Origin of the sequence: Actinocorallia libanotica, assembly GCF_039525175.1 — a bacterium.
Taxonomy (GTDB): Bacteria; Actinomycetota; Actinomycetes; order Streptosporangiales; family Streptosporangiaceae; genus Actinocorallia; species Actinocorallia libanotica.
In genome coordinates this window covers 333,931-348,643 of sequence record NZ_BAAAHH010000001.1, presented here as the reverse complement: position 1 = coordinate 348,643, position 14,713 = coordinate 333,931, and the positions used below count along the sequence as shown (strand labels likewise).

General features: G+C 72.0%; 19 protein-coding genes. 10 read left to right on the top strand and 9 right to left on the bottom strand.

What is annotated here, in order from left to right; all coding sequences use genetic code 11:
- The first annotated feature begins 179 nt into the window (after window positions 1-179).
- The 3 genes from ABD140_RS01845 to ABD140_RS01835 all read left to right on the top strand — a co-directional run bounded on the left by ABD140_RS01845 (window position 180) and on the right by ABD140_RS01835 (window position 2,569).
- Window positions 180-1,004, top strand: a complete 825-nt coding sequence (locus ABD140_RS01845; RefSeq protein ID WP_344235951.1) for an SDR family oxidoreductase — start codon at window positions 180-182, stop codon at window positions 1,002-1,004.
- Window positions 1,005-1,104: 100 nt separating this feature from the next.
- Window positions 1,105-1,683 (top strand): 3'-5' exonuclease, encoded by a 579-nt coding sequence (locus ABD140_RS01840; RefSeq protein ID WP_344235949.1) that lies wholly within the window; start codon window positions 1,105-1,107, stop codon window positions 1,681-1,683.
- A gap of 394 nt (window positions 1,684-2,077) precedes the next feature.
- Window positions 2,078-2,569 carry a hypothetical protein gene (locus ABD140_RS01835; protein ID WP_344235947.1) on the top strand — a complete coding sequence of 164 codons (492 nt, stop codon included), beginning with the start codon at window positions 2,078-2,080 and terminating at the stop codon, window positions 2,567-2,569.
- Window positions 2,570-2,660: 91 nt separating this feature from the next.
- Here ABD140_RS01835 and ABD140_RS01830 read toward each other — a convergent pair whose 3' ends face one another.
- The 5 genes from ABD140_RS01830 to ABD140_RS01810 all read right to left on the bottom strand — a co-directional run bounded on the left by ABD140_RS01830 (window position 2,661) and on the right by ABD140_RS01810 (window position 6,735).
- Window positions 2,661-3,605: a sterol desaturase family protein gene (locus ABD140_RS01830; RefSeq protein WP_344235945.1), complete on the bottom strand. Its 945-nt coding sequence runs from the start codon at window positions 3,603-3,605 to the stop codon at window positions 2,661-2,663.
- A gap of 75 nt (window positions 3,606-3,680) precedes the next feature.
- The gene (locus ABD140_RS01825) at window positions 3,681-4,619 is read right to left on the bottom strand and encodes a helix-turn-helix transcriptional regulator (RefSeq protein ID WP_344235943.1); all 939 of its coding nucleotides are present in this window, start codon (window positions 4,617-4,619) and stop codon (window positions 3,681-3,683) included.
- 100 nt (window positions 4,620-4,719) lie between these two features.
- Window positions 4,720-5,679: a MerR family transcriptional regulator gene (locus ABD140_RS01820; protein ID WP_344235941.1), complete on the bottom strand. Its 960-nt coding sequence runs from the start codon at window positions 5,677-5,679 to the stop codon at window positions 4,720-4,722.
- 55 nt (window positions 5,680-5,734) lie between these two features.
- Window positions 5,735-5,917: a DUF397 domain-containing protein gene (locus ABD140_RS01815; protein WP_344235939.1), complete on the bottom strand. Its 183-nt coding sequence runs from the start codon at window positions 5,915-5,917 to the stop codon at window positions 5,735-5,737.
- On the bottom strand, window positions 5,914-6,735 hold the full coding sequence (locus tag ABD140_RS01810; protein ID WP_344235937.1) for a helix-turn-helix domain-containing protein: 822 nt from the start codon (window positions 6,733-6,735) through the stop codon (window positions 5,914-5,916). The genes ABD140_RS01815 and ABD140_RS01810 overlap by 4 nt, the downstream gene beginning before the upstream one ends.
- A gap of 115 nt (window positions 6,736-6,850) precedes the next feature.
- Here ABD140_RS01810 and ABD140_RS01805 point away from each other — a divergent pair, with 115 nt between their 5' ends.
- Window positions 6,851-7,276, top strand: coding sequence for an ATP-binding protein (locus ABD140_RS01805; protein WP_344236423.1), 426 nt, complete (start codon window positions 6,851-6,853; stop codon window positions 7,274-7,276).
- A 69-nt stretch (window positions 7,277-7,345) separates the two neighbouring features.
- Window positions 7,346-7,993 carry a class I SAM-dependent methyltransferase gene (locus ABD140_RS01800; RefSeq protein WP_344235935.1) on the top strand — a complete coding sequence of 216 codons (648 nt, stop codon included), beginning with the start codon at window positions 7,346-7,348 and terminating at the stop codon, window positions 7,991-7,993.
- A gap of 10 nt (window positions 7,994-8,003) precedes the next feature.
- On the opposite strand, the gene ABD140_RS01795 is transcribed toward ABD140_RS01800, so the two are convergent.
- Both ABD140_RS01795 and ABD140_RS01790 read right to left on the bottom strand, forming a co-directional pair.
- Window positions 8,004-8,840 carry a helix-turn-helix domain-containing protein gene (locus ABD140_RS01795; RefSeq protein ID WP_344235933.1) on the bottom strand — a complete coding sequence of 279 codons (837 nt, stop codon included), beginning with the start codon at window positions 8,838-8,840 and terminating at the stop codon, window positions 8,004-8,006.
- A 101-nt stretch (window positions 8,841-8,941) separates the two neighbouring features.
- A complete protein-coding gene (locus ABD140_RS01790; protein WP_344235931.1) occupies window positions 8,942-9,520 on the bottom strand; it encodes a hypothetical protein in 579 nt (192 codons plus the stop codon).
- A 105-nt stretch (window positions 9,521-9,625) separates the two neighbouring features.
- Here ABD140_RS01790 and ABD140_RS01785 point away from each other — a divergent pair, with 105 nt between their 5' ends.
- The 3 genes from ABD140_RS01785 (at window position 9,626) to ABD140_RS01775 (ending at window position 11,817) form a co-directional block, all read left to right on the top strand.
- A complete protein-coding gene (locus ABD140_RS01785) occupies window positions 9,626-10,099 on the top strand; it encodes a hypothetical protein (RefSeq protein WP_344235929.1) in 474 nt (157 codons plus the stop codon).
- Complete coding sequence (locus ABD140_RS01780; protein ID WP_344235927.1) at window positions 10,089-10,925, top strand: alpha/beta fold hydrolase; 837 nt, start codon at window positions 10,089-10,091, stop codon at window positions 10,923-10,925. The genes ABD140_RS01785 and ABD140_RS01780 overlap by 11 nt, the downstream gene beginning before the upstream one ends.
- 124 nt (window positions 10,926-11,049) lie before the next feature.
- A complete protein-coding gene (locus tag ABD140_RS01775; RefSeq protein ID WP_344235925.1) occupies window positions 11,050-11,817 on the top strand; it encodes a hypothetical protein in 768 nt (255 codons plus the stop codon).
- Here the strand turns inward: ABD140_RS01775 and ABD140_RS01770 are convergent.
- Window positions 11,807-11,929, bottom strand: coding sequence for a hypothetical protein (locus ABD140_RS01770; RefSeq protein WP_344235923.1), 123 nt, complete (start codon window positions 11,927-11,929; stop codon window positions 11,807-11,809). The two genes, ABD140_RS01775 and ABD140_RS01770, sit on opposite strands and share 11 nt — an antisense overlap.
- A 6-nt stretch (window positions 11,930-11,935) precedes the next feature.
- Between ABD140_RS01770 and ABD140_RS01765 the strand changes: the two genes are divergently transcribed.
- Complete coding sequence (locus ABD140_RS01765; protein ID WP_344235921.1) at window positions 11,936-12,652, top strand: hypothetical protein; 717 nt, start codon at window positions 11,936-11,938, stop codon at window positions 12,650-12,652.
- 31 nt (window positions 12,653-12,683) lie between these two features.
- Here the strand turns inward: ABD140_RS01765 and ABD140_RS01760 are convergent, their stop codons facing one another.
- Window positions 12,684-13,442, bottom strand: coding sequence for a DeoR/GlpR family DNA-binding transcription regulator (locus tag ABD140_RS01760; protein ID WP_344235919.1), 759 nt, complete (start codon window positions 13,440-13,442; stop codon window positions 12,684-12,686).
- 74 nt (window positions 13,443-13,516) lie between these two features.
- On the opposite strand from ABD140_RS01760, the gene ABD140_RS01755 reads away from it, so the two are divergent.
- Window positions 13,517-14,704 (top strand): MFS transporter, encoded by a 1,188-nt coding sequence (locus ABD140_RS01755; protein ID WP_344235917.1) that lies wholly within the window; start codon window positions 13,517-13,519, stop codon window positions 14,702-14,704.
- The last annotated feature ends 9 nt before the right edge of the window (window positions 14,705-14,713 follow it).

Below are 14,713 nucleotides of genomic sequence, written 5' to 3'. Positions count from 1 at the left end.
TAACCGCAAGAGAGTGAACCGGCAGGGCGGGCGCGGCTCATCGCGGAGCTCCTCACGGCTCGCCCTGCCGGCGGGCCGGGGCGCACCACCGCTCCCCGGAGGCTCCTGAGACGCACCGGTTTCACGCCGGTCACTTCGGGGAGGCCTTCGACGGAGCGCATCCGAGCAGGAGGTCCGACATGCAGCCCGCGACCGCGCCCGTGTCCGAAGCCCGCTACGACCGGATCGCGATCATCACCGGCGCGGATTCGGGCATCGGCAAGGCCACCGCCGTGCTGCTCGCCGAGCAGGGCTTCGACGTCGGCTTCACCTACCATTCCGACCGGCTCGGCGCCGAGCAGACGGCCCGCGAGATCGCCGCGCACGGCCGCCGCGCCGCCGTCCGCCGCCACGACCTGACCGACCCCGCCATCGCCTCGGCCGCCGTCGACGAGCTCGCCGACGAACTGGGCGGCGTGGGCGTCCTGGTGAACAACGCCGGCACCGGCAGCAGCCGCCCCGTGCTGGAGATGACCTTCCAGGAATGGCGTTCCGTGCTGTCCGTCGACCTGGACGGCCCGTTCCTGTGCTCCCAGCGCGCCGCCCTCCGCATGGTCCGGCGGGGCGCGGGCGGCCGCATCATCAACGTGACGAGCGTCCACGAGGAGTACCCGCGCGTCGGCTCGGGCCCCTACTGCGCGGCGAAGGGCGGCCTGCGCCTGTTCTCCCGCGTGCTGGCCCTGGAGCTGTCCGCGCACGGCATCACCGTCAACACCGTCGCCCCCGGCGAGATCGCCACCCCCATGACCGGCCAGCACAACGAGCCCCCGCGGCCCGACACCCGCCCCGGCTATCCGCTGGCCCGCCCCGGCGACGCCCGCGAGGTCGCCTCGGCCATCGCCTTCCTCGCCTCCCCCGCCGCCTCCTACATCACCGGCGCCTCCCTGTTCGTCGACGGCGCCCTCGGCCTGATGGGCCCCCAGGCGGCCGGCGCCCTCACCTCCCCGGACTGGCGCGAAGGCTGACCTGCGGGCGTTTTGTCCTTGTTGACTCGGTTAACAAGGACTGCTTGGCTATGGTCCCGTCACACCCTCACCCCTTCCCCGAGTGAAAGAGGGAGCGCTGATGCGCGGTTACGCCGTGGTCGACGTGGAGACGACCGGTTTCACCCCCGCCCGCGGCGAGATCGCCGAGGTCGCCGTCGTGCACGTGGACGAGAAGGGCGGCGTCACCGGGACCTGGGACACCCTGGTCCGCCCGCACGGCCCGATGGCGGGGACGAACGTGCACCGGATCACCGCGGCCATGGTCCGTTCGGCCCCGACGTTCGACGAGATCGCCCACGAGCTGCGGGACCACCTGTCCGACCGCGTCGTCGTGGCGCACAACCTGCCCTTCGACGCCCGGTTCCTCACCGCCCAGCTCGACCGCGCCGGCCTGCCCGCCCCGCAGATCTCCGCGGGCGTCTGCACCCTCCGCCTGGCCCGCCGCGCCCTGCGCGGCCCGTCGTTCAAGCTCCCCGACTGCTGCGAAGAGCTCGGCATCCCCCTCTCCGGCGCGCACGCCGCCCTCGCCGACACCCTCGCCACCGCCGCCCTCTTCCAACACCTCCTGACCGCGGACGGCCCGCCCGCGGGCCGGCTCGTCCCGGCCCTCCCCGTCCCCCGCCCCCGCCTCCCCGTCCGCCGCCTCTCGCGCGCCTGACCCACGGGCCCCCTTCCCCGCGTCCCGGCATCCGCAAGTGGTGCTGAGCTGCCGCGACGGACTCCGGTAGACCGGTGTTCCCCGTGTGTAATCCACGTCACAATCCGGCCACCCGCCGTTCCCCGGGTGCGGTTGACCTACCGCAGCGCTGTCCTTAACGTCAATTTCTAGAACACGTTTCATCGACAGGGGAAAGGAGAGCAAGGAACACCTCTACGCATGAATCGGCTGACCCGACAGCAGCCGAACTGCGTATTCACGATTCCTTCACCGCCCGGACAATGAAGGCGGAAGGATAACTCGGCGTTCCCTCCAGCAAAGTGGAACCCGTTTCATGCCATCGCACGGCATCTTCCCACGGCGCCCCCGCGCCCGGTCCTCTGAGGAGACGACCATGTCCAGCATCCGCAGAATCGTCCTGACCACCGCCGCGGCCGCGACCCTCGCGGCCGGCCTCGCCTCCCCGGCCTCCGCCTTCCCCAGCGGCAACTACGTCGCGACGCTCACCTCCGCCGACCTCGTCGTCAAGGTCTTCGGCATCACCGTGGCCACCTGCACCGACTCCACCCTGTCGGGCGCCTTCTCCGGCGGCGGCTACTCGGTGACCAGCGCCACCATCTCCGGCTGCGGTGTCGCGGTCACGCCCTCCAACACCCCCTGGACCGGCACCACCCCGGCGGCGCCCACCAAGGCGACCCTGTCCAACTTCCAGGTCAGCACGAGCACCCCCGCCTGCACCTACGGCGGCCCCGGCGCCGCGCTCGAGGGCCTCGTGGTGGACAGCGACACCATCTCCTTCAACGACAGCGTCTCCAAGACCGGCGGCGGCCTCTCCTGCCCCGGCTCCGTCCAGGTGATCGCCTCCTACGACTACGCCCCCGCCTGATCCCCCGCCCCACCTGCCGCGACCGTACGAACGCCCGCCGGCCGCGGACCGGGGACGACGTCCTCCCGGTCCGCGGTCGGCGGGGCTTTCCTCATCGGCTCCGGACGGTGGGGGCGGTGCAGGCGCCGGAGGGTTTGAAGGGCTCGGCCAGCTGGGCGAGGTAGGCGGCGGGGTAGTGGGGTTTGGCGGCCATACCCAGGTCGTCCGAGGTGAAGCGGCGGGCCGGGTCGTAGGAGTAGGTGCGCAGGGCGTGGTCCCACAGGAGGGTGAACAGGCCGAAGTTGACGTCGCCGACGCCGGCCCGTTTGAGGTGGTGGAAGCGGTGGCCTTCGTTGAGGGCCAGGACGTGTTTGAGCGGGCCGACGCGGTAGTCGACGTTGGAGTGCTGCAGCAGCAGCTGGACGGCGACGGCCGGCGCCAGCGCGGTGGCCACGTCCAAGGGCAGGCCGAGGAGCAGGAGCGGTGCGACGCCAGCGGCGGTCTCCAGGGCCTGGTGCAGGGGGTGTTTCATCAGGCCGTTGAAGCCGTAGCAGCGCCTGACGCTGTGGTGGACGGCGTGCAGCCGCCACAGCCAGCCGATCTTGTGGCTGGCGTAGTGGACCAGGGTGATCCCCGCGTCGGCCACCAGGATCGCGATCAGGACCTGCACCGCGAACGGCAGGCTCGAAGGCCAGATGCCGCCGCCGGGCACCAGTGCGGCCAGCAGCGGCAACGACGCGACACCGCCCAGGGTCAGGGATTCGTTGACGATGGCGTGGACGGTGTCGCGGCGGTCGTCGCGGTGCTCGCCGGGCAGCGGGCTGTTCCAGTCGGCCTCATAGGGCAGCAGGCGTTCGGCGGCGAACGAGCAACCTACCGCGACCGCCAGAACGCCCGGTAGCCAGAGCTTGCCCGGACCGTCGGCGGCGCCGGAGGCGATGAGCGCGATGGCGGTGCCGTTGAGGCCGATCAGCATGAACGGCACGTAGGCGTACCGGACCAGCGGCCGCAGCACGGACCTGGCCATCGGCCCGACGGCAGAAGAGGTGTGGGTCATGGGCACCAGCCTGGTCGCGGCGCCCGGCGGCGGCCTTGCACGGAGCGGCTGGCCTTCGCCGCGTCCCGGTCGGGGTCAGCACCAGTGCAGGTGGCGGGCCGCGGCCGAAGGGGCCAGGCCGAACATGGCGTGGAAGACGCGGGTCAGGTGGGCGCTGTCGGTGAACCCGGCGGCGTGCGCGGCCGCGGTCAGGGTGCCGCCGTCCCGCACGACCGCCATGGCGGCCTGCAGGCGGGCCCACCGCACGCACGCGGTGAACGGCAGCCCCATCCGCTCGGTGAACAGGTGCCGCAACCGGTCGGCCGACAGCCCCGCGTCGGACGCGACGGCGGCCAGCCGGATCGGTTCACCGGTGGCGGCCCGCTCGGCCAGCACCTCCAGCGCCCGGTGCAGCGCGCTGCCGGGCGCCGGAACCACCGGAGCGGCGCCCGCGGCCGGTCCGGCCAGCAGCGCCACCGCCCGCTCCCCCGCCTCCATCCCGGCCCGGTCCGCGACGGCCGGCATGCCGGCGGCCGGTAGCGCGGCGGCCCGCCAGACGGCGACCTGCCGGACGGCCGCCTGCGGCCCGGCGGCATGCCGGACGGCGGCCTGCGGCCCGGCGAGCTGCCGGACGGCGGCCTGCGATGCGGGGCTCTGCCGGGTGGTGTCCTGCGGTGCGGTGCTCTGCCGGACGGCGGCCTGCGGTGCGGACGCGGTGCGGACGGTGTGCTCCAGCCGGGCGGTCAGTGCGCGGGCCGCCCGTCCGGCGGGATCGAGGTAGACCATGACGCCGGTGGCGTCATCGGCGTGCAGGGTGTGTTCGGCGCCGGCGGGGATCACCGCGGCCCGCACCGCCAGGCTCCGGCCGCCCGCGTCGGTCAGCAGGACGCGGCCGGAGGCGACCAGCAGCACCTGCACCGCGGCGTGCGCGTGGGCGTGTGCCGCGCCCAGCCGCCCGGCGAAGACCAACCGGCCCGGCTCCATCCGCGCCGCCACCGCCCATGCCCGGCCGCCGTCGGCCGTGTCGCCCCTCATCCGTCCACTGTTCGCCTAGAGCCTCGGTAGCGGTTCATGTCAATGACTTCATTCCCTCCGGAGGAACGGGAGCCCGCGGCCGTGACGAGCGGGCGACGGGTCATCCCGACGTGGCCGGTGGTGGCGTGGCCGGGGTCGTCGCGGTGAGGGCGGTGTGGAACCAGGTGAGTTCGCGGCGGGGGTGGGTGGGCGGGGACCAGCCGTTGATGGTGGAGAGGAGTTCGAGGTAGCGCTCGCGGCGGGGGTCGTTGGCGGCGGTCAGGTAGGCGGCGAGGTCGTGGCGGAGGGCGGGGGTGTCCTGGCGGTTCCGGGCGGCGGCGTGGGCGGCGGCGATCTTCGCGACGGTCCGGGCCGCTCGGGGGGAGGCGGGGGCGACGTCCGCGGCGAGGAGCGGGGGGACGGTCTCGGCGATCAGGGCGACGGTGTGCTTGCGGGGCGGGGCCGTGGGGGCGCCGCGTTCGGCGGTGTGGAGGGTGAAGAGGGAGCGCATCAGGGTGCGGAAGGAAGGGTCCTGGGTGAGTTCGGCCAGTTCCACCCAGGCTTCCAGCTGGGCGGAGCCTGGGTCGTCGGGGAGTTCGGGGGTGAGGGAGCGGTGGACCACCTGGGAGAGGGGGTCGGCGGTCGGGGCGCCGAAGGCGCTGTCGAGGAAGTCGGCGACGAGGGCGTCGCGTTCGGCGGTGGAGAGTCGGGCGAGGCGGTGCATGAGGTCGATCTCCTCGGGGGTGGAGCCGCGGCGGGCGGCGGCCGTCAGGACCGCGTGGCGGTGCCGGAGCAGGCGCAGCTGCACGGACACGGCCTCGGCGTGGACGGCGGCGGCCTCGGCGGCGGAGACCTCGCGGTCGATGACCTTGCCGATGGTGGCGAGGTCGATGCCCAGCTCGCGCAGGGTGCGGACGAGTCCCAGGCGCATCGGCGCCTCGGCCCCGTACCGGCGGTGGCCGGAGGCCGTCCTGCCCGCCTCCGGCACGAGGCCGCGGTCGGAGTAGAAGCGCACGGCCTTCACCGTGACGCCGCCCAGCCGTGCGAGCTCGCCGATCGAGTAGTAGCCCTCGCCGTCCATGCCCTCACCCTGGCACCTCCCCTCGGGGGAGGTTCAACCGCGGAGGCGGCCCGGTTCAGCCGTGTTCTTTGAGGCGGCGGCTCAACCGGGCGAACTGCTCGCGGGTCATCGCGAGGTGCCCGGCTTCGGGGTTCTTGGAGTCGCGGACGCCGACGCCGGCGGGAAAGCGAGCCAGTTCGACGCAGGTCTCGTCCTGGACGCCGCCGGTGTAGGAGCTCTTACGCCACTGGACCGTCAATCTAGCGCCTCCATCTTCTGGATCATCAAGGCTCTCGATTCATGGTCGGAGTGCCCCGTCTGGCTGATGAAATCCCAATCTAGGTTCACCTCACGGACTTCACCAGGGGACTCGACCAGGCGTCCACCGCGCTGCGCGCCCAGAAAGGCCGCTTCCCGGTCGGACAGGATCGCCAGTCGAATGGGGCCGTCCGTGCCGAGGTGGGCTCCAGCGCTCCGAGGAATGACCCGGATTCCGATGTTCGGACGAAAGCTCAGCTCATGGAGATATTCGAGTTGAGCACGCAGCGTTTTGGGCCCTCCTGTCAGCTGCTCCAGCACCGCTTCATCCAGAAGCGCCCAGATATAAGGCGGGTCTTCCCGGTGAAGAATCGCCTCCTGCCGCGCGAGCCGAGCCTCCACCGACCTCTCCAGATCCTTGACGGTGCGCGCCGCCGAAAGCTGCGCCCGAACGGTTTCCTCGGTCTGGAAGGGAACCGGGACGAGCTGCCCGTGGTAGATCTTGAGGCTCAGCGCCTCCAGTTCGTATCCCGTGAAAGTCCGGTGCCAGTCGGGGTCGTGGCTCATGCGCGCGTAGAAGGCGATGGTCTGGATGAGTTCGCCGGTTCCGTAGTGCCCGTCGAGGACGCGCGCGTAGTCGTCGCCGAGTTTGCGGCGGCCCGCCTCGAAGTTGGAAACAGTTCCCCGGGTCACGTCGAGGATTCTGCCGACCTGGGTGAGCGAGAGCCCGTGCTGTTCGCGGAGCAGCCTTATGGCGTAGGCGAGGAAATGCCAGTGGGAGAGCCTCGGGTCGAGCTGGTCGCGGACATGAACCGGCATCGGCTTCGATCTCCTGTATTCATCTGACAGGGAGACAACCGAGCGTAATCCATCGGTGCTATTCTCGGGGAGGAAATCAGAAAGCCCGTTGACCTGGGAGGACTCGGTGAGCGTGATGACGAGGGACGACCTGCACCTGGACCTGCTCGGCTCGCCCGCCGCCGCGGGACTCGCCCGCACCCTGCTCGGGCAGCGGCTGCGCAGGTGGGAATACACCGCGCTCCTCGACGACGTCCTGCTCGTGGCGAGCGAGCTGCTCACCAACGCCGCCGAGGCCACCCCGAACGAACGGATCCGCCTTCGCCTCGGCCGTGACGCACGGGGCGTCTTCCTCGGCGTGTGGGACTCCTCTCCCCTCCGCCCCCACGCGAAGCCCGTCGTCTTCCTCACCGGCGAGGACCTCGACGCCACCGACGAGACCTTCGACAGCGGCGGCGGCTGGGGCCTGTCGATCGTGGAGGCGCTCTCCACCTCCTGCGGAATCCAGGAGGACGGCCGGGGCGGCAAGTGGGTCTGGGCGACGTTCGCCGCCCGGAGATGAGCACGAGGGGCTTTTGCCGGAACGGCAAGATTTCTTGCACCTGAGGGTGCGGGGGCGCACTCTTCTGGCATGAACGATGACAACCGTGACCAGTACGTCGCTGATGAGGCCGCGCGGTTCTGGGAGGAGCGGTACCGGGGCCAGGGCAGGCGGTGGAAGGGCACGCCCAACGTGGTGCTCGCCGGGACCGTGGCGGAGATGACGCCCGGACGGGCGCTGGACCTGGGCTGCGGGGAGGGGGGCGACGCCGCGTGGCTGGCCGCCCGGGGGTGGCGGGTCACCGCCGTCGACATCGCGCCCGCGGCGCTGGAGCTCACCATGGAGCACGCGGCCAAGGCGGGGGTCGCGGATCGGGTCACCGCCGAGGTGCACGACCTCGCCGACGGGTTCCCCGCGGGGGAGTTCGAGCTGGTCTCCGCGCAGTATCTGCAGACGCCGTTCGAGCTGCCGCGGGCCCGGGTGCTGCGCGCCGCCGCGCACGCGCTCGTTCCGGGCGGGCTTCTGCTCGTCGTCGAGCACGGTTCGCTGCATCCCTGGTCGAACGCCGACCCGGACACCCGCTTCCCCTCCCCGGAGGAGATCTACGCCGAACTCGGCCTCGACCCCGCCGGGTGGACGCCCGAGCGGCTCGGCACTCCCCGGCGGGAGGCCACCGGGCCCGGCGGGCAGAAGGCCCTCGTCACCGACACCGTCGTCGCCGTCCGCCGCGCCGCCTGACCCGGGGAGGTCAGGACAGGGCGGAGAGGCGGGACCTCAGGAGGGTCCGGGTGGCGGACGGCGGGAGGGCGGACTCGCCTTCGATCGTCCGCCAGGTCTCGTGGAGGTCGGTGGGGCAGAAGTCGGTGCCGAGGATGGTGTGGGCGAGGCTGATGCGGTCGCCGACGCCGGGGAAGTCGAGGATGTCGAAGGGGTGGGCGCGCAGTTCGGTGAAGGCGGCGGCCTCGGGGATGACGCGGATGGTGGTGTGGGGGTCCTCGGCGAGGTCCAGGAGGTGGCGGAGCTGGCCGGCCATGACGGCGGGGTCGATGTGGAGGGTGAGGGCGCGTTCGTCGACGATGACGTCGAGGACGCGGGGACGGGCCGCGAGGCGGTGGGTCTGGCGGTGGCGGAGGAGGTCCCACTCCTCGTCGACGTCGTGGTCGGGGTGGAGTCCGGGCTCCAGGAGGCGGAAGTACGCCTCGGAGCGGGCCAGGGCGGGGACCGTCCGGACGCCGTAGGAGCGGACGGAGCGGGCCTCGGACTCGGAGATGAGGACGTCGCGGGTGGAGGCCTTCATGCGGGCGGCGTGGCGGGCCAGCCAGGGCGGCCCGTCGGGGCGGGACGCCAGGTCGATCATGATGTCGGCGACCTTGGCCTCGCGGACGCCGTACCGGTCGAGGAGGTGCTCCACCTCGTCGGGCGTGGGCCGCGCGAAGCCCGTCTCCACCCGGATCAGCCAGTCGGCGTCGCAGCGCGCGACGAACGCCGCCTCGTCGTACGTCAGCTCCAGGAACTCGCGTGCTCGCTGGAGGTACAGGCCGAGGCGGCGGGCGTTGATGTTGGGCGCGCGGTAGTCGACGGGCACGGCACCCATCATCGCCGTTACGGAGCCCTCACGCCCCGTGATTCCGTGAAATGGGCGCGTCCCGTGTCCGGGCGGCGGGAGGGCCGCCGCCCGGACACCGTTCAGCGGCGCGTGTAGTAGAACTGCGACGCCATCGCCCCGTCGGCGCCGTCGGCCTCCATCAGGAGGGTCATCGTCTTGGACGTGCAGGTGAACTGCGCGAAGAGCGGGATGAACGGGTCGGTCTCACCGCTGCGGTGGTACTTGGCGATCTTCGTGGTGCCCATGGGAGCGCCGTTCAGGACGGTGGTGAAGGTCGCCCCGCCGGTGGCGGACTTGGGCTTCAGCGTCAGGCTGCCCTTCTTCTTCCCGCTCAGCGCGGACTTGAAGGTCACGCTCTTCTTGTAGACGTCGACCATCCGGTACGCCTTGCCGCCGGCGAACTTGCCCTTGGTGACGACCCGCTCCGAGTCCGTGAAGTCGAACTTCACCGTCTTCTTGGTGATGGTCAGCTTGGTGCCGCCGCCGCCCTGCGCGGCCATCACCTCGCCCTTCACGTTGCTGTCCATCTTGTACTTGGCCAGCTTCCACTTGCCCACCAGGCACGGCTTCGGGGCCGCCGAGACCGCGGCGGGCACGGCGAGGGCCCCGCCGGCCGCCACCGCGGCGGCCAGCATCAGACGGGCAGGGGTCGAGAACACGGGTACCTCCGTTGAGAAGAAAGATCGACTCAAGGTACAGCTCCCGAGCGGGCGGGGGAATCACTACTTGACGAATCAGAGCAAGTACTTGCTATCGTTCGTCAAGTGAGTACGCGAGAGCATGTCGCGCTGGTCCGGGAGCTGGTCGGGCTGGTCGAGCGGCGGATCGTCGATCCGCTGGAGATCCTGTTCGGTTCGGACGAGCAGGTGGGGCCGGTCCGGGAGCGGCTGCGGATCGAGGCCGAGGTGTGGGCGGCGCAGCTGCTGGGACCCGACGAGGCGCTCGCCGTCCGCATGGCGGCGCGGCTGATCGCGGCGGCGTTCCCGGGAGACGGGCCGTTCGACCCGCCCGACGAGTGGTGGCGCACGGCCTTCGGCCGGGCCGTCGCCCGGCGGGTGGGGCACCCCGGCAGGGACGCGGTGCCGTTCGCCACGGCGGGAGCGATGCTCGGCATCACCCGCCAGGGCGTCCACGACCTCGTCAAACGCGCGAAGCTCGACCGCCACCCCGACGGCGGGGTGACGACGCGATCCGTCCACGAACGGTTGAACCGACCCAGGGAGCGTCATGCCACCTGAAGTGACCATCACCGACCACGAGATCCCCCTCGCCGTCCGGGACTCCGGCGGAGACGGCGCGCCCGTGCTCCTCCTCCACGGGCTCGGCGGCACCCTGGAGGCCTGGGACGCGCTCGGCCTCGGCGGCCGCCGGACCGCGGCCATGGACCTGCGGGGGCACGGCCGCTCCGGCGACGGGCCCTGGGAGTGGGAGCGCGTCCTGGACGACGTCGAGGCCGTCGTGAAGCACCTCGGCCTCGAGGACCCGGTGGTCGTCGGGCACTCGCTGGGCGGGATGCTCGCCGTGCTGTGGGCGCTGCGCCACCCCGGATGCCCCGGCATCGTCGACCTGGACGGGCTGCGCTCCGCCGAGAGCGACCCGGGGAACTACCCGGGCATGGACCCCGCCGCACGGGACGGGGAGCTCGCGAAGCTCAAGGCCGCCTTCGACGCGCAGGCCGCGGCCATGGGGCAGCCGCTCCCCGCCGGGCTCCAGGCGATGTTCCCCCTGCGGGCCCTCGTGGAAAGGGACGGGCGGACGTATGCGCGGCCCGCCGCGGAACTCCTCGCGGCGATCCGGTACACGCCCGAGTTCCGCGACACGATCCCGCTGCTGCGGCGGGTCGCCTGCCCCGCGCTGGTGGTGATCCCGACGCAGGATCCGCCGGGAATGCCGGGCGGAGAGCTGATGGAGGCGTTCCGGAGAGGCGTCCGCCGCGACCTCGCCGGGCTGCCGCCCCACATCCGGGTCGAGGAGCTGGAGGCGAGCCACGGCATGCTCACCGAGCGGCCGCAGGCCGTCGCCGCGCTCATCACGGACTTCCTCGAAGGCCTTACGGCCGCGTGACGCGAAGAGCACCATCGCGGAAGCAACGCAGAAGAGGCCTGCCAACGTCATGAGGAGCATGAGGCTCTTTGCGGGTGCGCTCCTTCTGTCGTTGGTCGCGGCCTGCGGATCGGAGACGGCTGCCATGTCCGAATCCGATCCGCGCTATACGGCGACGGGGACGGTGCTGGAGAACGAAAGCCACGGCCCTGAGTTCTGCAGTTACGTCCAATCGTCGTTGCCGCCGCAGTGCAGCGGCACCGCCCTCGTGGGCTGGGACTGGGACGCCGTGCGGCATGAGTCCCGCAACGGCGTGAAGTGGGGCGAGTACACGGTGGTCGGCACATGGGACGGCACACGGCTCACGCTGACCGAGCCCCCGAAGGCCCCGCAGCCCGTCGCCGTCGACGTTGACGGGCCGGACACCACCTCACCGTGCTCGGCTCCGGAGGGCGGCTGGAGACCGGTCGATCCGGCGAAGGCGACCGAGGAAGCGTTGCAGGCCGCGATGCGGATCGCCCGGAAGTCACCCCGGTACGCGGGCACCTGGGTCGACCAGAGCTATCTCGGCGACGGCCCCATCAAGGAGTCCGAGGCCAACGACCCCGAGAGGCTCGTGCTCAACTTCATGTTCACCGGCGACCTCGAAGGCCATGAGCGGCAGTTGCGGAAGGTCTGGGGCGGTGCGCTCTGCGTCTCCCCCGCCGAGCGCACAGAAGCCGAACTCAATCGCGTCCAGAAGAAAGTGGACAAGGAGATCTCCGGACTCCAAAGCAGCAGCGTCGACACCCTCAAGAACCGGGTGGACGTGACCGTGTTCGTCGCCACCAGGGAACTGCAGCAGGAGCTCGACTCCCGCTACGGCCCCGGGACGGTCCACGCCTCCGGCGTCTTCAACCCCGTCACCGGCTGACGTCCGCGTCGAACGCGGGGACGCCCGCCGGGGCGCCCGCCCCCCTCCCGGCGGTGGCCCTGCGGATGCGGGACTCCGGTCCCATGCGGTGCGGCCGTTCCGGCACGAGCATGGCGTGATGCGCATGTTCTCCGCAGTCGTCCTCGCGGCGCCGCTGGACAAGGTCCCGGACGATCAGCTCGGGTTCTGGGCCGCCTTCATGAGCCTCCTGCTGGGCGGGCTCGGCGTGTTCCTGCTCTGGGTCGGGATCGTTGATCTGCGTCGTCTGGTGCGCGGCCTCTCCGCCCGGGACATGGCCTTCGGCGAGCTCAAGGAGACTAGGCACGGCAAGCGCGTACGGGTACGCGGCGTGGCCGAGGCGGGGCCCGGCGGGGTGCTGCGCGCACCGGTCACGGACCTGCCCTGCGTGTGGTGGGAGGTCGTCTCCTACGAGACCAAGGAAGGCGACACCGGGCTTCCCGACCATGAATCCGCCTTCTCCGACGCTTTGATCACCGTCCGGGACGCGACGGAAAGCGTCGTCGTCGGCCCGCATGAGGTTCGCATCTGGGGGGCGAAGCAGTCGAAACACGAGTTCCACCCGTCCGACCGGCCCGGCGTCACCGTCCACAAGAGCGAGCTCATCCTCCTCGAAGGCACCGAGGTCGTCCTTTCCGGCCGTGCGGTGCTCGCGGACGACGGCGCTCTGACCATGGCCGAGCCCCTTCTTCGCACCGCCGTCGGCGCCCCTACGGCGGGTTCTCCCCTCCCCATGATGCTCATCGGCCTCATCGGAGGATCCGCCTCTCTCGGAGTCTCCGTTCTCCTGCTCACCGAGCTGATCGCCCCGCTCTGACACCGCCTTCTCTGAAGCGGGGCCGCCGGGGTCACACCCTTCGGACGGTGATGCCGAGGTCGGCCAGGGCCGCCGTCTCCTCTTCGGGGGCGTCGGTGTCGGTGACGAGGGTGTGGAAGGCGGTGGCGGGTGCCACGACGGCGAGGGCGGTGCGGGAGAGCTTGGCGGAGTCGGTGACGGCCATGACGCGGCGGGACGAGGCGATCGCGGCGCGTTTGACGGCGGCGTCGGCGGGGTCGTAGGCGGTCAGGCCGTCCGCGGCGGTGAGGCCGCAGCAGCCGATGATCGCGGTGTCGAAGCGGAGGGACGCCAGGGAGGCCTCGGTCAGGGGGCCGGTCAGCGCCAGCTCGCCGGGGCGGGGTTCGCCGCCCGGGAGGATCAGGCGGAGGCCGGGGGCGCCGGTGAGGGCGTTGGCGGCGTGCAGGGACAGCGGCATGACGGTCAGGCGCCGGTGGCGGAGGGCGTGGGCGACCTCCAGGCAGGTGGTGCCGCTGTCGATGACGACGGACTCGCCGTCGGAGACCAGCGCGGCGGCCGCGGCGGCGATGCGGCGCTTGGCCTCCAGGCCGTCCTCCGCCCGCAGCGCGAAAGGCGGTTCCTCACCGCGCAGCAGGAGGCTCCTGGCGCCGCCGCGGTAGCGCTCCAGGACGCCCTGGCCGGCGAGGACCTCCAGGTCGCGGCGGATGGTCATCTCCGACGCGCCGGTGAGCTCCGCCAGCTCCGCGACGCTCGCGCCGCCCGTGCCGCGCACCGCCTCGGCGATCTTCTTCCGCCGTTCCGCACTGCCCATGCGCCCTATTGAACACTGCATCTGATCGAAATACTACTTTGCGAACATTGTCAGTGTTCGTTAACTTCGTCGGCATGAGCAGTTCCCTGCGCGCCGCCCGCCTGGCGACCTTCGCGTACTTCGTCCTCGCGGGCTTCGTCCTGGGCATGTGGATCGTCCACATCCCCGCCGTCGAGGAGCGGGCGGGCCTCGACCACGCCACGCTCGGCTGGCTCCTGCTGCTGCTGGGCGCCGGGGCGTTCGCGGGCATGCGGATCGTCGGGCCGCTCACCGACCGCTTCGGCCCCCGCCGCGTCGTGCCCGCGAGCGCGGTGCTGTGCGGCGGCGCGCTGGTGCTGCCGGGACTGGCCGTCGACGCCTGGACGCTGGGCGCGGCACTGCTGGTGTTCGGCCTGGCCAACGGCTGCCTCGACGTCAGCATGAACACCCATGCCGTCCAGGTCGAGCGCGGTTACGGCCGCCCCGTCATGTCCGCCTTCCACGCGACCTTCTCCATCGGAGGCGTGTTCGCCGCGCTGATCGGAGCGGTGATCCTCGGCCGCGGCTGGCCCCCGGCCGCCACCCTGGCCGTGGTGGCGGTGCTCGCCTTCGCCGCCGCGCTCCTGGCCGCGACCGCCCTCCTGCCGCCCGAGGCCGCGCCCGCCGCCGACGACGACGCCACCGACGACGCGCAGCCCGCGTCACGGGGCCGCGCGAACACCCGCATCCGGATCCTGGCCGCGCTCGCCTTCATGCTCATGCTCTGCGAAGGCGTGGCCAACGACTGGAGCGTCCTGCACCTGGAGGACGTCCTGGGCGCGCCCGCCTCCACCGCCGCCCTCGCCTACGGCGCCTTCGCCACCACGATGACCATCGGACGGTTCCTCGCCGACCGGGTGGCCGGACGCCTGGGCCCCGTCGCCGTCCTGCGCTACGGCTCCGCCATAGCGGCCGTCGGCCTGACGGCCGCCGCGCTCTCCCCCTCCGCCCCCCTGGCGCTGGCGGGCTGGGCCGTCCTCGGCGTCGGCCTGTCCGGATGCGTCCCCCAGCTCTTCAGCGCCGCGGGCCACGCCGACCCGGCCGCCGCCGGAGCCAACGTCTCCCGCGTGGCCGGCCTCGGCTACCTCGGCGTACTCGCGGGCCCCGCCGTGATCGGCCCCATGACCCACCTCGTCCCCCTCAACACCGCCTTCTTCCTCCCCGTGGCCTTCTGCGTCATCGCCGCCTTCACCTCCGGCGTCCTCACCACCGCCGAGAAGAAGACGCTTCCCGAGCCCGCCTGACCCGGCACT

Coding starts and splice junctions, on each gene's coding strand:
- ABD140_RS01845 (WP_344235951.1), top strand. CDS start 180: ATGCAGCCCGCGACCGCGCCCGTGTCCGAAGCCCGCTACGACCGGATC.
- ABD140_RS01810 (WP_344235937.1), bottom strand. CDS start 6,735: ATGCCGGTTCATGTCCGCGACCAGCTCGACCCGAGGCTCTCCCACTGG.
- ABD140_RS01780 (WP_344235927.1), top strand. CDS start 10,089: ATGCCACCTGAAGTGACCATCACCGACCACGAGATCCCCCTCGCCGTC.
- ABD140_RS01775 (WP_344235925.1), top strand. CDS start 11,050: ATGTCCGAATCCGATCCGCGCTATACGGCGACGGGGACGGTGCTGGAG.
- ABD140_RS01825 (WP_344235943.1), bottom strand. CDS start 4,619: ATGAGGGGCGACACGGCCGACGGCGGCCGGGCATGGGCGGTGGCGGCG.
- ABD140_RS01805 (WP_344236423.1), top strand. CDS start 6,851: ATGACGAGGGACGACCTGCACCTGGACCTGCTCGGCTCGCCCGCCGCC.
- ABD140_RS01835 (WP_344235947.1), top strand. CDS start 2,078: ATGTCCAGCATCCGCAGAATCGTCCTGACCACCGCCGCGGCCGCGACC.
- ABD140_RS01840 (WP_344235949.1), top strand. CDS start 1,105: ATGCGCGGTTACGCCGTGGTCGACGTGGAGACGACCGGTTTCACCCCC.
- ABD140_RS01800 (WP_344235935.1), top strand. CDS start 7,346: ATGAACGATGACAACCGTGACCAGTACGTCGCTGATGAGGCCGCGCGG.
- ABD140_RS01830 (WP_344235945.1), bottom strand. CDS start 3,605: ATGACCCACACCTCTTCTGCCGTCGGGCCGATGGCCAGGTCCGTGCTG.
- ABD140_RS01770 (WP_344235923.1), bottom strand. CDS start 11,929: ATGCTCGTGCCGGAACGGCCGCACCGCATGGGACCGGAGTCCCGCATC.
- ABD140_RS01765 (WP_344235921.1), top strand. CDS start 11,936: ATGCGCATGTTCTCCGCAGTCGTCCTCGCGGCGCCGCTGGACAAGGTC.
- ABD140_RS01755 (WP_344235917.1), top strand. CDS start 13,517: ATGAGCAGTTCCCTGCGCGCCGCCCGCCTGGCGACCTTCGCGTACTTC.
- ABD140_RS01820 (WP_344235941.1), bottom strand. CDS start 5,679: ATGGACGGCGAGGGCTACTACTCGATCGGCGAGCTCGCACGGCTGGGC.
- ABD140_RS01760 (WP_344235919.1), bottom strand. CDS start 13,442: ATGGGCAGTGCGGAACGGCGGAAGAAGATCGCCGAGGCGGTGCGCGGC.